This is a genomic window from Enterobacter sp. 50793107, assembly GCF_001463365.1.
Classification (GTDB): Bacteria; Pseudomonadota; Gammaproteobacteria; order Enterobacterales; family Enterobacteriaceae; genus Enterobacter; species Enterobacter cloacae.
Genome location: NZ_LNII01000102.1, coordinates 12,447 through 28,169, shown reverse-complemented (window position 1 = coordinate 28,169; position 15,723 = coordinate 12,447). Strand labels below are relative to the sequence as shown.

14 protein-coding genes and 1 riboswitch are annotated in these 15,723 nt (G+C 53.6%); of the genes, 8 read left to right on the top strand and 6 right to left on the bottom strand.

The genetic code is table 11. The annotated features are described in order from the left end of the window. The first annotated feature begins 61 nt into the window (after nt 1-61). From yegQ to yegS, 3 genes are all read left to right on the top strand, one after another. Nucleotides 62-1,423: a tRNA 5-hydroxyuridine modification protein YegQ gene (gene yegQ / locus APU11_RS14485; RefSeq protein WP_058651729.1), complete on the top strand. Its 1,362-nt coding sequence runs from the start codon at nt 62-64 to the stop codon at nt 1,421-1,423. Between the two features lie 315 nt (nt 1,424-1,738). After that, nucleotides 1,739-2,503, top strand: a complete 765-nt coding sequence (locus tag APU11_RS14480; protein WP_047351622.1) for a hypothetical protein — start codon at nt 1,739-1,741, stop codon at nt 2,501-2,503. A 114-nt stretch (nt 2,504-2,617) separates the two neighbouring features. Beyond that, nucleotides 2,618-3,517 (top strand): lipid kinase YegS, encoded by a 900-nt coding sequence (yegS, locus tag APU11_RS14475; RefSeq protein WP_058651730.1) that lies wholly within the window; start codon nt 2,618-2,620, stop codon nt 3,515-3,517. Nucleotides 3,518-3,563: 46 nt separating this feature from the next. Here the strand turns inward: yegS and fbaB are convergent, their stop codons facing one another. Next, nucleotides 3,564-4,616 carry a class I fructose-bisphosphate aldolase gene (gene fbaB / locus APU11_RS14470; protein ID WP_060578590.1) on the bottom strand — a complete coding sequence of 351 codons (1,053 nt, stop codon included), beginning with the start codon at nt 4,614-4,616 and terminating at the stop codon, nt 3,564-3,566. Nucleotides 4,617-4,868: 252 nt separating this feature from the next. Here fbaB and APU11_RS14465 point away from each other — a divergent pair, with 252 nt between their 5' ends. Genes APU11_RS14465 through APU11_RS14455 form a run of 3 tightly spaced genes read left to right on the top strand, consistent with a single transcriptional unit; the run spans nt 4,869 to nt 8,097 of the window. After that, on the top strand, nt 4,869-6,146 hold the full coding sequence (locus tag APU11_RS14465) for a nucleoside permease (protein ID WP_013097908.1): 1,278 nt from the start codon (nt 4,869-4,871) through the stop codon (nt 6,144-6,146). Beyond that, on the top strand, nt 6,143-7,147 hold the full coding sequence (locus APU11_RS14460) for an ADP-ribosylglycohydrolase family protein (protein ID WP_040022486.1): 1,005 nt from the start codon (nt 6,143-6,145) through the stop codon (nt 7,145-7,147). The genes APU11_RS14465 and APU11_RS14460 overlap by 4 nt, the downstream gene beginning before the upstream one ends. Further along, nucleotides 7,144-8,097, top strand: coding sequence for a PfkB family carbohydrate kinase (locus APU11_RS14455; RefSeq protein ID WP_058651731.1), 954 nt, complete (start codon nt 7,144-7,146; stop codon nt 8,095-8,097). Before APU11_RS14460 ends, APU11_RS14455 begins: the two co-directional genes overlap by 4 nt. Here the strand turns inward: APU11_RS14455 and APU11_RS14450 are convergent. The 3 genes from APU11_RS14450 to thiM are packed head-to-tail and all read right to left on the bottom strand — an operon-like array spanning nt 8,071 to nt 10,427. Continuing rightward, nucleotides 8,071-8,817, bottom strand: a complete 747-nt coding sequence (locus APU11_RS14450) for a GntR family transcriptional regulator (RefSeq protein WP_013097911.1) — start codon at nt 8,815-8,817, stop codon at nt 8,071-8,073. The genes APU11_RS14455 and APU11_RS14450 overlap by 27 nt on opposite strands. 42 nt (nt 8,818-8,859) lie before the next feature. Beyond that, entirely contained in the window at nt 8,860-9,660 is an 801-nt protein-coding gene (thiD, locus tag APU11_RS14445) for a bifunctional hydroxymethylpyrimidine kinase/phosphomethylpyrimidine kinase (RefSeq protein WP_029881783.1), read from the bottom strand. Then, nucleotides 9,657-10,427 (bottom strand): hydroxyethylthiazole kinase, encoded by a 771-nt coding sequence (gene thiM / locus APU11_RS14440; RefSeq protein ID WP_029881782.1) that lies wholly within the window; start codon nt 10,425-10,427, stop codon nt 9,657-9,659. The genes thiD and thiM overlap by 4 nt, the downstream gene beginning before the upstream one ends. Nucleotides 10,428-10,463: 36 nt before the next feature. After that, a riboswitch (TPP riboswitch) is annotated at nt 10,464-10,560 on the bottom strand. Nucleotides 10,561-11,232: 672 nt separating this feature from the next. Here thiM and APU11_RS27740 point away from each other — a divergent pair. Next, nucleotides 11,233-12,060 (top strand): YadA C-terminal domain-containing protein, encoded by an 828-nt coding sequence (locus APU11_RS27740; protein ID WP_080396956.1) that lies wholly within the window; start codon nt 11,233-11,235, stop codon nt 12,058-12,060. 234 nt (nt 12,061-12,294) lie between these two features. Next, a complete protein-coding gene (locus tag APU11_RS28605; protein WP_176490883.1) occupies nt 12,295-12,789 on the top strand; it encodes a hypothetical protein in 495 nt (164 codons plus the stop codon). A 75-nt stretch (nt 12,790-12,864) separates the two neighbouring features. Here APU11_RS28605 and APU11_RS14425 read toward each other — a convergent pair whose 3' ends face one another. After that, nucleotides 12,865-14,298, bottom strand: coding sequence for a glycoside hydrolase family 32 protein (locus APU11_RS14425; RefSeq protein ID WP_058651734.1), 1,434 nt, complete (start codon nt 14,296-14,298; stop codon nt 12,865-12,867). 16 nt (nt 14,299-14,314) lie between these two features. Then, nucleotides 14,315-15,556 (bottom strand): MFS transporter, encoded by a 1,242-nt coding sequence (locus APU11_RS14420; protein ID WP_060578589.1) that lies wholly within the window; start codon nt 15,554-15,556, stop codon nt 14,315-14,317. Between the last annotated feature and the right edge of the window lie 167 nt (nt 15,557-15,723).

Here is a 15,723-nt window from a genome sequence, read left to right as displayed (position 1 = left end):
CTCCCCTTACCGCTGCACCTGGTGCACGCGGATCTGACCTGTCATCAGAACGAGAATAAACATGTTTAAACCGGAACTCCTTTCCCCGGCGGGAACGCTGCAAAATATGCGTTACGCTTTCGCCTATGGTGCCGACGCCGTCTACGCGGGCCAGCCGCGCTACTCGCTGCGCGTGCGCAACAACGAATTCAACCACGAGAATCTGCAGCTCGGCATCAACGAAGCGCATGCCCTGGGCAAAAAATTCTACGTGGTGGTTAACATCGCGCCGCACAACGCCAAGCTGAAGACGTTCATCCGTGACCTGAAGCCGGTGGTGGATATGGGGCCGGACGCGCTGATCATGTCAGATCCGGGTTTAATCATGCTGGTTCGGGAGAACTTCCCGGAGATGGATATTCACCTCTCCGTGCAGGCTAACGCCGTGAACTGGGCGACGGTCAAATTCTGGAAACAGATGGGGCTGACCCGCGTCATTCTGTCGCGTGAACTTTCCCTCGACGAGATTGAAGAGATCCGCACCCAGGTGCCGGATATGGAAATCGAAATTTTCGTTCACGGTGCGCTGTGCATGGCCTACTCCGGGCGTTGCCTGCTCTCCGGTTACATCAACAAGCGCGACCCGAACCAGGGCACCTGCACCAACGCCTGCCGCTGGGAATATAATGTCCAGGAAGGCAAAGAGGACGATATCGGTAATATCGTCCACAAGCATGAGCCAATCCCGGTTATGAACGTTGAGCCTACGCTGGGCATCGGCGCGCCAACCGACAGCGTGTTTATGATTGAAGAGGCCAAACGTCCGGGCGAGTACATGACCGCCTTTGAAGACGAGCATGGCACGTACATCATGAACTCAAAAGATCTGCGCGCCGTCGCCCACGTTGAACGTCTGACCCAGATGGGCGTGCACTCCCTGAAAATTGAGGGCCGCACCAAATCCTATTACTACTGCGCGCGTACCGCACAGGTGTACCGCAAAGCGATTGACGACGCGGCAGCCGGTAAACCGTTCGACACCAGCCTGCTGGAAACTCTGGAAGGTCTGGCGCACCGCGGCTATACCGAAGGTTTCCTGCGTCGTCATACCCATGACGACTACCAGAACTACGAGCACGGCTATTCTGTGTCCGAGCGTCAGCAGTTTGTCGGCGATTTTACCGGCGAGCGCAAAGATACGCTGGCCGCCGTGGCGGTGAAAAACAAGTTCACCAAAGGCGACAGCCTGGAGCTGATGACCCCGCAGGGCAACATGAACTTCACGCTGGAACACCTGGAGAACGGCAAAGGCGAAGCGATTGAGGTTGCGCCGGGCAATGGTCATACCGTCTGGCTGCCGGTACCGGAAGAGGTAGAGCTGGAGTTTGCCCTGCTGATGCGCAATTTCAACGGTGAAAGCACCCGAAATCCGCATAGTAAATAGTCAACCAGGGAAATTTTTTCGCGCCGGGAAAATTCTTAGAATCGGATCACATACCGCTTCGTTCAATACGGGTATTATCCCCAGCGCTGAAAAACATAACCCATAAATGCTAGCTGTACCAGGAACCACCTCCTTAGCCCGCGTAATCTCCCTTACGTGGGCTTATTTTTTTCTATACCAAGTCTCGCCTGCGTGCCTGCTGGGTCGTAGACAAAAAACTCCCATGGCCTCTGGAGTGGTTTGATACTCTGGATATGAAATCCATGTACGTTGATTAATGATTTTCAATTGAACTTATCAAAAGGACCCTGAGTGATGAATAACTATATTTTCGAAGCATTTGGTGAGTACAAAATTTATATAGCGTTCTTTTTGGCGATATTATTTTTTATGAAATCACCAAGCATCAGTTTCTTTACTGGACTCATTCTAAAATTATTCCGCATTAAATACTCTGATAAAGAATATGTCGAGTACGACGAGATGCTTTATAATCAGCAATTATTCAGGTTAAAGAATGGCGTGAGAGTTGCCTCTGCTGATGATGCAAAATTAATTTCTAAGGCTCTAAGCGAAGGAATAATTGAACGTTCAACATTGCGTTTTACAGGGTGGTTTGGCGCAGTGGGAGTCAAGAGAACGATGCGTCTGGAGTCTGTTAGCACGACTTTTTTCGGTGTTCTGTTCATTTTTACCGCTTGTAGCATCCTCTACGATGCGCCGTACATGAAAGCAGGTTATGTAACATACAATGTCAGCGATACAGAAAAATTATATATTTCTAAACACCGGGTATATGATAAAAAGAATAATAACTCCTGGAACAAACTTCAATGTCTTAAAATCATCCAAGATGAAAAATCCATTCAGCATCTTAAAGATGCATGTATTTATATCACAACTGATGACCTTGACCTACGAACAGAATTGCAGGATGCAATTGAATCTGAATCAACTGGAAAAAAAGTTCTCGCTGCGCTCGTAGTCGCACTGACAGCAATAGGTGGCTTGATAATAGTAGGTATCACTAACTTCGTTAAATTAAATAAAATCGTATGTGATTTAAAAGGTATTAAATAGCGAGTATGTGATGAGTTAGAAAGGCAGTGTACTCACTGGATTCGTCCTGTTCTTACCCGCTTTTTTCCGCACTGCTATACACTCTTACTAACGCTAAAAAAGGGAGCAGCGAGGATGGCAACCTATCCAGACAGTTTATTGATTCTAAATGGTAAAAGTGCAGGCAACGATCTGCTGCGTCAGGCAATCACTGATTTGCGGGAAGATGGGGCGCGGATCCATGTACGGGTCACGTGGGAAAAAGGCGACGCGGCACGGTATATCCATGAAGGCCTGACGTTGGGTGTCGAAACCATTATCTCCGGCGGCGGCGACGGCACCATCAATGAGATCGCCTCTGCGCTTGTCGACCTGCCCACCGAAGGCCGTCCGGTGATGGGCATTTTACCGCTCGGTACCGCCAATGATTTTGCCACCAGCGCTGGCATTCCGGAGGAGTTGAGTAAAGCCCTGCAACTGGCGATCCTTGGCAAAGCTACCGCCGTGGACATTGCGCAGGTGAATGACAAAACCTGCTTTATCAACATGGCGACGGGCGGGTTCGGCACGCGGATCACCAGCGAAACGCCGGAAAAACTCAAAGCGGCGCTGGGCGGTGTCTCTTATCTGATCCACGGCCTGATGCGCATGGACACCCTCAAGCCTGACCGCTGTGAAATTCGCGGCGAGGATTTCCAGTGGCAGGGAGACGCGCTGGTGATTGGCATTGGCAACGGTCGTCAGGCAGGCGGCGGGCAGCAGCTTTGCCCGGAGGCGCTGATTAATGACGGTCAGCTTCAGCTGCGTATTTTCACCGGCGACGGCCTACTGCCCGCGCTATTTACCACGCTGACGCAGCCCGAAGAGAGCCCAAACATTATTGCCGGAAAATCCGCGTGGTTCGAAGTGAATGCCCCGCACGGGATGACGTTTAATCTGGATGGGGAACCGTTGAGCGGGGAGCATTTCCGCATAGAGGTATTGCCCGGCGCGCTGCTGTGCCGGTTGCCGCCGGATTGTGTGCTTCTGCGCTAATCCCCTCACCCCAGCCCTCTCCCAAAGGGAGAGGGAGAGTGAGGTGTCAGGCGATCGTCACTTTGCTGTCCAGATAAACATCCTGAACTGCATTGATCAGCTTCACGCCGTCAGCCATCGATTTCTTAAACGCTTTACGGCCAAGTATCAGCCCCATACCGCCTGCGCGTTTGTTGATAACCGCCGTGCGCACCGCGTCAGACAGGTCAGTATCTCCACCCGCCGCACCGCCGGAGTTAATCAGCCCGGCGCGTCCCATGTAGCAGTTCGCCAGCTGGTAGCGCACCAGGTCGATCGGGTTATCGCTGGTCAGTTTGCTGTAGACACGGTCATCGGTATAACCGAAGTTCACCGCCTTATAGCCGCCGTTATTCTCGGCCATTTTCTGCTTCACGATGTCAGCGCCAATGGTTGCGGCCAGGTGGTTCGCCTGACCGGTCAGGTCAGCTGAGACGTGGTAGTCCACCCCGTCTTTTTTAAACGCGGAGTTACGCAGATACGCCCACAGCACGGTCACCATCCCGAGTTCATGGGCGCGTTCAAAGGCGGCGGAAATCTCTTCAATCTGACGACGGGACTGCTCAGAGCCGAAGTAGATCGTTGCCCCAACCGCTACTGCGCCCATATTGAACGCCTGCTCCACGCTGGCGTAGAGGGTCTGGTCATATTCGGTTGGGTAGCTGAGCGTCTCGTTGTGGTTCAGTTTGACGAGGAAAGGAATGCGGTGGGCATAACGCCGTGAAACAGACGCCAGCACGCCATAGGTAGAGGCCACACAGTTACAGCCTGCTTCAATCGCCAGCTCAACAATGTTCTTCGGATCAAAGTAGAGCGGATTGGCTGCAAAGGAGGCGCCTGCCGAGTGCTCAACGCCCTGGTCAACCGGCAGAATCGAGAGATACCCGGTACCGCCCAGCCGCCCGGTATTATAGAGCGTCTGCATATTTCGCAGCACGGCCGGTGGACGGTTGTTATCCACCATCACGCGATCAACGTAGTCGTGGCCGGGCAGATAAAGCTGGTCGGCTGGAATGGTCATACAACGATGCTGTAAAAGGCAGTCGGCGTCTTTGCCAAGCAACTGCGCAATATCAGTCATAGCGATGCTCCCGTAATTCCGACGTCATGTCGGTGAGTGTTTATCCAGACCCACTTTTTTATGGGCAGACTAAGCCTGGTACCGACTTAACAGATTTTCCAGCATTTGCATTTTTTTTCAGCACAATCTGCTGGCTCGATTCGTGTACAACAAAACTGTTACATTGATCAAACAATCACCACAAAGGTATTTTAAAGGTATTATTGAATGGTATGTTAAAGGCGTACTCTCACTGACATGCAGGATTAAACAATGAAAACGAAAGTCCAACTGTCATTCATGATGTTTGTTGAATGGTTTATCTGGGGAGCGTGGTTTGTGCCGCTGTGGCTATGGCTGAGCAAAAGCGGCTTTACCGCCGGGGAGATTGGCTGGTCCTACGCCTGTACGGCCATTGCGGCGATCCTGTCGCCTATTCTCGTCGGCTCGCTGACCGACCGCTTCTTTGCCGCCCAGAAAGTGCTGGCGGTGCTGATGTTTGCCGGTGCCATTCTGATGTACTTCGCCGCACAGCAAACCCAGTTCAGCACCTTCTTCCCGCTGCTGCTGGCCTACTCTCTCACCTATATGCCCACCATTGCGCTGACCAACAGTATTGCCTTCGCCAACGTCGATGACGTGGAAGCCGATTTCCCGCGTATTCGCGTGATGGGCACTATCGGCTGGATCGCCTCCGGTCTGGCATGCGGATTCCTGCCGCAGATGCTGGGCTATAGCGATATCTCTGATACCAATATTCCGCTGCTGATGACCGCAGCCAGCTCTGCCCTGCTGGGCGTGTTTGCCCTTTTCCTGCCGAATACGCCGCCGAAAAGTACCGGCAAGCTGGATTTCAAAGTGATGCTCGGTCTGGACGCGCTGATCCTGCTGCGCGACAAAAACTTCCTGGTATTCTTCTTCTGCTCTTTCCTGTTCGCGATGCCGCTGGCCTTCTATTACATCTTCGCCAACGGCTATCTCACCGAAGTGGGGATGAAAAACGCCACCGGCTGGATGACGCTCGGCCAGTTCTCTGAAATCTTCTTTATGCTGGCGCTGCCGTTCTTCACTAAACGCTTTGGTATTAAGAAGGTCTTACTACTGGGCCTGCTCACGGCCGCCATCCGCTACGGTTTCTTTGTTTACGGTGGCGCGGAACAATACTTCACTTATGCGTTGCTGTTCCTCGGCATTCTGCTGCACGGGGTGAGCTACGACTTCTACTATGTAACCGCGTATATCTACGTGGATAAAAAAGCGCCGGCGCATATGCGTACGGCTGCGCAAGGCCTGATTACGCTGTGCTGTCAGGGCTTTGGTAGCCTGCTGGGTTACCGCCTGGGCGGCGTGATGATGGAAAAAATGTTCGCTTACAAAGAGCCGGTGAATGGGCTGACCTTCAACTGGGCCGGAATGTGGACATTCGGTGCGATCATGATTGCCGTGATCGCCGTGCTGTTTATGCTGTTTTTCCGCGAATCGGACAAAGAGATCACCGCAATTGAGGTGGTTGATGGCGATGCTGCGCTGACACAAGGGGAAGTTAAATGAAACAAGAACGTATTCTCGGTGCTCTTTACGGGCAGGCGTTAGGGGATGCGATGGGTATGCCCTCCGAGCTGTGGCCAAGAAAGCGCGTCAAAGCGCACTTCGGCTGGATCGACCGCTTCTTACCCGGCCCGGCAGAGAATAACGCGGCCTGCTATTTTAAGCGCGCGGAGTTTACCGATGATACTTCGATGGCGCTGTGCCTGGCCGATGCGATTATCGAATGCGACGGGGAAATTGACGCGGATGTCATCGGCAAACACATCCTGAACTGGGCGCTGGATTTCGATGCCTTTAATAAAAACGTGCTGGGTCCCACCTCAAAAATCGCGCTTAACGCCATCCGCGACGGCAAACCCGTCAGCGAACTGGACAACAACGGTGTGACCAACGGGGCGGCGATGCGGGCTTCCCCGCTGGGCTGCCTGCTACCGGCGACGCGGCTGGAACATTTTGTCGGGCAGGTCGCGCTGGCCTCCAGCCCGACGCATAAATCGGACCTCGCCATCGCCGGGGCCGTGGTGATTGCCTGGGCGGTTTCGCGCGCCATCGACGGTGAGCGCTGGCAGAACATCGTCGATGCCCTGCCCGGCATTGCCCGCTACGCACAGGAGGCGAATACCACCACCTTCAGCGCCTCGCTGGCGGCTCGTATTGAACTGGCGCTTAAGACCGTGCGGGAAGCCCACGGTATCGACTCCGCCAGCGAGCAGGTTTATCAGCTTATTGGTGCGGGCACCAGCACCATCGAGTCCGTTCCGGCGGCGATTGCGATGGTGGAGCTGGCCGGTACGGACCCTAACCGCTGCGCGATTTTGTGCGCCAACCTCGGCGGAGATACAGACACCATCGGGGCGATGGCAACGGCCATCTGCGGGGCACTGCACGGGGTGCAGGCGATTGACCCGGCGCTGAAGGATGAACTCGATACCGAAAACCGGCTCGATTTTGACTACTATTGCGAAAAACTGCTGCACTACCGGGAGCAAAGGGAGGGCGTATGAGTACGTTAGCCCAGCGTCTTGAAACATTACAGGCCACACGCCCGGTCACGGTGCTGGGCGCGGCGGTCATCGACGTGATCGCCGACGCGTACGCCCTGCCCTGGCGCGGATGCGATATCGAGCTGAAACAACAAGGGGTGAATATCGGCGGCTGTGCGCTGAATATTGCCATCGCCCTGAAGCGGCTCGGCATTGCGGCGCAAAACGCCCTGCCCGTCGGCCACGGCGTATGGGCGGAGATCATCCGTAACGCCATGGCAAGACAGGATCTGCACAGCGCCGTGGAGGCCGAAGCGGGCGATAACGGCTGGTGTCTGGCGCTGGTAGAGCCTGACGGCGAACGCACCTTTATGTCGTTTAGCGGCGTGGAGAACCAGTGGCAGCCGCACTGGCTGGATGGGCTGAACGTCCCGCCGGGTAGCCTGGTGTATCTGTCCGGCTATCAGCTGGCATCGCCATCGGGCGAACTGCTCACACGCTGGCTGGAGTCGCTGGAAAACATCACCGCGTTTATCGATTTTGGCCCCCGCATTGCTGATATTCCCGACGCGCTGATGGCGCGGATCATGGCCCTGAAACCCATCGTGTCGCTCAATCGTCAGGAGGCGCAGATTGCCGCGGAGCGCGCTGGCATGGACGTTGATACTTTAGGCGTGCAGTGGCAGCACCGTTATGGCGCCGCGCTGATTATTCGTCACGACAAAGATGGCGCAGCCTGGTATGAAGGCGACGCATCGGGTTATGTTCCAGCGTTTCCCGCCACCGTCGTCGATACCATTGGCGCAGGCGACAGCCATGCGGGCGGTACGCTTGCCGGTCTGGCGGCAGGATGGCGTCTGGCGGATGCCGTGACGCTGGGAAATGCGGTGGCGGCCTGGGTGGTCAGCCACCGCGGCGGGGATTGCGCGCCGACGCGCGAGGCCTTACTCCTCGCACACAAAGACGTATAGATCGCTGCGACAGTAGCTGATGCTGTACTCAATCGGCCGGTGCTGCTGGTCAAGCGCAACCTGCTTGATCACCAGTACCGGTATTTTGTCATCCATACTGATATGCGCCTGAAACTCGCTGTCCGGCATCCGGGCGCTGACCCGGGAGCGGGTGCGTTGCGGAAAGATATTCTGGCTACGGAAGTAGTCGTACAGCGAGATGCCAATTGCGTCCGGGTCATGAATTAACTCAACCGGAACCCAGGACTCCTCAATCGACACCGCGTCATCGTCAACGTAACGAATGCGCTTAAGCAAGAATACCTCGCTGTCAGGGGGTACCGACAGCTGGCTGGCCACCTCTTCCGGACACTTCACCACCCGTTTATTCACCCATAGCGTGTTAGGTTTTTTACCGCGCAGCACCACCTGCTGGGAAAACCCGCGCGCTTCCTTAAGCGAATATTCAAAGATGTTGTTGATCTGTGTCCCGTAACCCCGGGCGCGCGTTACCACGCCCTCTTCTTCCAGCGCCTGCATCGCTTTGCGCACGGTAATGCGCGACACCCCGGTTAACTGGCTCAGATCGCGCTCGCCGGGCAGAATATTCCCGTGCTCCAGCACTCCGCTGCGTACCGCGTTTTTTACCGTTTCGGCAAATTTCAGATACAGCGGCATGTTGTCGGGCGCGGCGATCCGTTCATTCAGTTGAGCGATTAACCGGGTATGCGCTTGTTCCATCTCTGTTTTCTCAGGCGTGGTGTTTACTGCCAGTATACTGGCTTACCACCATGCATGAAAATGATGAACCGGCCCAATACCGTGACCCACTTCCAGAGTATCGGCTTTTGCCAGCGCGGCCGAGAGCCATGTTTTGGCCTCGCGTACCGTATCGTCCCAGCTGTTGTGCCGTGGACGCAGCGCCGCCAGCGCGGCAGAGAGCGTGCACCCCGTACCGTGGGTATTTTTGGTATGCACGCGCGGGGCCGTGAAACGCAGTTCACCGTCGCGGGTAAAGAGCCAGTCCGGGCTTTCATCGTCATCGAGATGGCCGCCTTTCATTAGCACCGCGCCGCACCCCATCGCCAGCAGGGCGTTCCCCTGCTCTTTCATCTCACGTTCGTTCTGCGCGTGTGGCGCGTCTAACAGTGCGGCCGCTTCCGGCAGATTTGGCGTAATCAGCGCCACCTGCGGCAGCAGTTTCTTGCGCAATGTCTCAACAGCAGAGGCAGAGAGCAGCGGGTCACCGCTTTTAGCCAGCATCACCGTATCCAGCACCACATTTTGCACCTGATAACGTTGCAGCCGCTCAGCCACCGCTTCGACGATATCCGTTTCTGCCAGCATCCCAATTTTGGTGGTGTCGATGCGCACATCGCTGAATACCGAGTCCAGCTGTGCACCGACAAAATCAGGCTCGACACGGTAGACCGACTGCACGCCGCGCGTGTTTTGCGCCACCAGGGCGGTGATCACCGAGCAGCCGTAAGCGCCAAGAGCGGAGAACGTTTTCAGGTCGGCCTGGATACCGGCACCGCCGCTTGGATCGGTACCGGCAATCGTCAGAGCATTAATTCGTTTCATGCTTGTGTCTCCAGGTTGTGCAGCGCATCAAGGAACGCGCTGGCAAAGCTTCCCGGCCCGTGAGACTGCGCAACGGCGATCGTTCCGGCACGCTTCATCCATCCGCAGGCAGCGGCAATATTATCCAGCCGCTCCCCCGGCAGGGAACAACTCGCCGCCACCACCGCCGAGAGCGCACACCCGGTGCCCACCACGCGGGTCATTAACGGATCGCCGCCCGCAACCGTTCGGGTGCGCTGACCGTCGGTGACGTAATCCACCTCCCCCGTCACTGCCACAATGGCATTGGTCTGGCGAGCCAGCACCTGCGCGGCGGGTAGCGCGGCGGCGGCGGTGTCGGTGGTATCTACACCGCGTCCCCCTGCGCTCATCCCCGCAAGGGCGAGAATTTCCGACGCATTGCCGCGAATGGCTGCTGGTTTCAGGGCAAGGATTTGATGACAAAAGCGGGTACGGAACGCCAGAGCGCCCACCGCAACCGGGTCAAGCGTCCAGGGCTTGCCTGCCGCCACCGCGCTCTCAATAGCCCGACGCATCGACTGCGCGCGGGGCGTGGTGAGGGTACCGACGTTAATCAGCAGCGCATCGGCCATTCCGGCAAACTGCTCGGCCTCTTCGGCTTCAATCACCATTGCCGGAGAAGCGCCAAGCGCCAGCAGAACGTTGGCCGTAAAGGTTTGCACGACATCATTGGTCATACAGTGCGTGAGCGGGGAACGGGTTCGGAAGTGATGTAAAACGTGTAAATCGAGCAGGTCAGGCTGCATAGGTTCGCTCCTGCCTTGCGTGAAGAAGCGATGACCAGGGAAGGCATCTGACTTCCCTACGCTGGCATTATCCAGATCAGGTAATACGGGTATTTCTCAGCCTTCACAAAGAAGGGCACCCCGAGTCAAAATACTTTTAAAACAAATAGCTAGATACAAACATTTGCTTGAATTTAGTGTAACCGTAGCGAAGGCCACGGTGCAAGGGGTTTCTACAAGTCCAGTCGCATGCAGCATGTGGCCGCAGCTTATCGTAGGGAGATCATTCCTGTATTTTTTAGCTATACGTTTCGCGATAATTAAATCATTGTTACCTAAACACGATAAATTCGTTGTTTTTAAACCGTTACAACATGATATTTTTTCATGTGGAAAATATTTTGCAGAGGCAATCATAAAAGTTTCATTCAAAACAAATAACGAAATCAATAGAAAGGAAAACCAAAAGACGCTTTAAATAAATTAATTAAACAGGCGTAATAATGTAATTTTTTGACGAAAACAGATAAGCAAGATTAATGTATTCTTAGTTTTACCCAAGAACGCCCGTCAATCCCCATAAAAATTAACTCCTTGTTTTATAATGAGTAGATCAATCCGCTCTCAAACTCCCCTTTTTAGCCATGCGTGCCAGTATTGATGAAGATCAATAAATAAAACGTGAATATCCGGGATAGTTGCTGCGCGTTACAAAAAAAGTGATTTAGCAAAAATCACCGCAACCTCCTTTTTTAAATTAAATATAACAAGACGTTATATCCTCCCGCCAGGATAGCGAAATAATTTTATTGATGAGAGTTTGGAAATGAAATGTAATAAAACCGCCGTATCTGTTTTTATTTTAACTTCTGTTCCTGGCACAGCAGTTCTTGCCTCTACCTCGCCGGTTACATCCAGTTGGGGGGACGCATATATTTCCGCAAAGAATGAGCAATTTACTGCCACACCTGTTATTACCCTGCCGACGCAACAAACACCGGTTGCACCACAGCCAGTATTATTAGCCCCTCACCTGGACGGGCAGCATATTGAGCCTGGTCAGGCGCCCACGCCTGTTCTGCCGCCGCAGAAAACTCCCGTGAAACAAATTGCGGTTGACCCAATACAAACCTCTGTTGATGGTTCTGCAACGGCGTTGAAAACCGCGCAGGCAACACATTTAGACGGTCAACACAACCAGGTCATTAATGGTCGTGATGGCCGTCCGGGCAAAGACGGCGTGACGACGATTATCACCCGTAATGTCACTGATACAGCCGCCGTTAAACAGATCAATACGCTGACTACGCAAACAGCCGGGCAAGCACAGGAGCTCAACGCGGCCCGACAAATGCTTATTCAGCAGCAAAAAAGTTCTAACGCACAGTTTAAAAGCCTTAAAGACGACGTGGACGATAATAAAAAAGAGTCCCGTAGTGGAATCGCCGGTGCCGTTGCTATCGCTTCAATGCCGCAAGTCGAGCGGGATCAAACGCTTATGGTGAGTGCGGGTGCCGGGACTTTTCATGACGAAAGCGCCGTTGCGGTAGGCGCGTCCTTCCATGCGGGTGAACATGCCATTGTGAAAGCGGGTGTCACCACCACAACGAATAACGATTATGCTGTAGGGGCGGGTATAGGGCTTGGCTGGTAATTAAAAACAACCACATAGAGTAAAACCATTAATCGCAAGTTGCGTTTAAATTCCTGAAATAATTTAGATGTCTGCTCTTGCAATGACATGCTTTGTTTATATCAAAGCAAGAGCGCAATTAAATGATCTACTGGGATGTAAAATTAAAATCATTTACTGGTCATTAGCGGTGATAGTTATTTTTATAATAATTATTATCATCACAGCATATATTAAAATTGAGATGTTAGCGCAATGAAAAAAACGATATTTACTGTAGTCATACTCGGCATAGCGTATTTTCTCGGCGGATGTGCAACAAAGGCGTCAAGGATGCAGGAGTGTCTTAATGAAGGCATTTCTAAAGACACCTGTTATCTCGCAGAATCACAACGCCAGGCAGCGATCAGCAACGCGTCGATGAATGCGGCTTTTGCGAATGCGGCTCATGCGGTGCAACATGCACAAATGACACCTAGACACAGAAAAGAGCTTGCTCATTCAGGATGTACGCAGGTTGAGGAAGCTAACGGCGAATGCACTGCAAATTCAGATAAAAGTCAATCGCGTGATTTAAAACAGCTCTCCCGCGAGGCCGAAGCGGTAATGAACGGTACCATCGATGACGGTGCGGCATTCCTGCTGGGGCAAGGATGGAAACCAAACAACGGTAAATGGCATAAACAGGGATATACCTTAACGCTGGTGGTTGAAAAGGGGATTGTTGTGAACAGCCAGCTGTCAAAATGATGATCTAAACCGGCAACAATAAAGGGGTGGCTGCCCCTTTATTGCAAACTCACCATGCGAATGAACGGGAAGTCGTCACTCCAGCTGCCAGGCTCCGGCTTCAAAGAGTAACGCTGAGCCTCCCCAGGCGAATAAATTTATTTCCCTTCGCCCTGCCTCAGGATAAATTCGGCTGCTTAAACACGCGTCGCCTTCATTGACAAAAACTTCCACGGATGAACTGTCGAAGAACAGACGCAGACTAAGCGTATTATCCAGGTTCAGCGCGACACTTCGTGTCCCGCACAGGCCATATTGCGGATAGTTTCGCTCAAGAACCAGACGCTGCATTTGAGCATCCACGTAGACGCGCAGCCCCTCTCCCAGACTCATGCCGTACTGCTCGGCACTGCTGTTGGCACAATCCCACTGCAGAATAACCTCCATCGCGTCGCAGCGTTCCACCAGAGCCATCTGCTGATGAGTCAACGTGCTGACCGGCCAGGGGAACCACGCTCGCCGGAGGCCTTCGACCTCTCTGGCCGGTCGCATTTGCAGACGGTTATCCGCACTAAGCGTCAGTTCGCGCGGTAAAGAGAGCATGCCTGCCCAGCCGTCCTCCTGTTCCGGCTGGGAGGATTCCCACATGTCCAGCCAGCCGATAACGATGCGGCGACCATCAGGCGTGAGGAAACTTTGTGGCGCATAGAAATCATGCCCGCGATCCATCTCCACAAACTCACCTTCCCGCACAAAAGGCTGCCCGGGCAGCCATTCGCCCAACAGATAACCGCTCTGGAAAAGATTACGATTTTTGAATCCTTCAGCGGCCATCCCCTGAGGCGAAAACATCAGCACGCGTTTGCCATTGAGCGTGAAAAAGTCCGGGCATTCCCACATGTAGCCCATCTCCTTTTCAGCCACCGCCAGCACGCCCATATCCTGCCACTCACGCAGATCGGCAGAACGATATACACGCACCTGGCCCGTCTCACCGTCCCGCGCACCGACAACCATGTACCAGCTCTCCCCTTCACGCCACACTTTCGGGTCGCGGAAGTGATGCAGACCTGGCGGGGTATCAACGATCATTCCCTGCCGGACAAAATGAATGCCGTCACGGCTGGTCGCCAGACATTGCACCTGGTAGAGATTCGCCTCGTCATCAGGATCGCCGTGGAATTTATGTCCGGTGTAAATCAGCGCCAGCGTATCGCCATCCACCACCGCCGATCCGGAAAAACAGCCATCCTTGTCTTCAGGCCCTTCCGGCGCCAGCGCAACGGGGAGATGTTCCCAGTGAACTAAATCCTTGCTACGCGCATGGCCCCAGTGCATAGGCCCCCACTGGGTGGAGTACGGATGATGCTGGTAAAAAGCGTGATACCAGCCGTCAAACCAGACCAGGCCATTTGGGTCGTTCATCCAGCCAGCGCGCGCAGCGAGGTGGTAACGCGGATACCAGCGCAGGTTGAGCCCTTCGCGTCTGGACTGAAGTTCCTGCTCTGCTTTAGTAATTGAATACGCCATTTTTCTACTCTTTCGATCAGATAGTGGAAGGTTGCGCCATGAGCGGGTCTGAAGAGGATTTACCCGAGCGCAACAGGAAGATGGAGATAAACGTGGTGCTGAAAACTAACAGCCCCATAATGAGATAGGACTGGGCGAAGCCGTATTTCTCATAGCTGTAACCCGCCAGCGGCGACAGGACCGAGGCGATCACCGAGCTGGTACAGGCAAAGCCCACCAGATAGAGGGTGGAAGAGAGCCGTTTATCGAAATGTAAGCTGTTGTATTTAAAAATTGAGACCAGCAAAACGGGCAGTTCGACCGCGTGTAATAGCTTGGTAATGGAGATCAGTACCGGTCCCTCAACCAGCCCCGAAGCCACCATACGCATCGCCATCACCATTCCCGCAAAAATCAGGCCATTCTTTGCGCCAAGGCGATTCACCAGCCATGGGGCGCAGAACATGCCCGCCGCCTCAAAAAAAACCTGGAAGGAGTTGAGATAGCCATACATGGCGTTTCCTTCCTGTAACGTCGGGAACTGGGAGGAGAAATAGACCGGGAACTGCTGGTCGTAAACGCCATAAATACAGGTGCCGATAACAAAAAATACCAGCGCCCAGAACCGCGGCAGCGTCAGCAGACGCAATGCATCTTCCAGCGTGACTTTACCGCCTGACACCGCTTCCTGCATGGCGTGCGGGGCGGAAGAGACCCTGAGACGCGCCAGCAAAACAAAAAACAGCAGTCCTGCAGAGCTCGCGACAGCGAAGTTCAGCTTCGGATTAATGTTAAACAGAAGTCCCGCGAAAAAGGTTGCCACCGCCCAGCCAAGCGATCCCCACATCCTCGCCTTGCCGAACTCAAAATGGCTCTGGCGGGCGACACGCTCGGTATAGGACTCCAGTACCCCTATCCCACCGTTAAACGTCAGGCCGATATAAATCCCGCCGAAAATACTGCCGAGTAAGACGTTAATCTGCAGCAGATAACCAAACAGCAAAAAGGCCGGACCAGAAAGAATGAGCAGGCTGGTCAGAAACCAGAGCAGGTTCTTGCGCAGACCAAGTTTGTCCTGAATGAATCCATAGCAGATTTGAGCGAAAAGCGCGGAGACAGAAAGCACGGCATAGATAATGCCGGTGTCGCCCGCTTTTAAGCCCACCTCCTGGTGGAGCCAGATGGAAAGCAAAGAGCCGGAAGAAGACCAGGTGACAAAAAAGAAAAACAGTAATGCGCTCAATAAGGGATAGCTGTGAGAGTGATGCGTTTTCATCATGGCATTCTCATGTTGGAGTAATGACAAAATGGTAACGTTAACATTGAGCGTTACTCATGCGGTTTGGAGCAGATTCATGATGTTAATCACGAAAGTTAACGTTAACATTACAGAAGTGAGATCGCGATCAATTATTCATCAATGAAGCCTGTCTGGCTCCACTCACA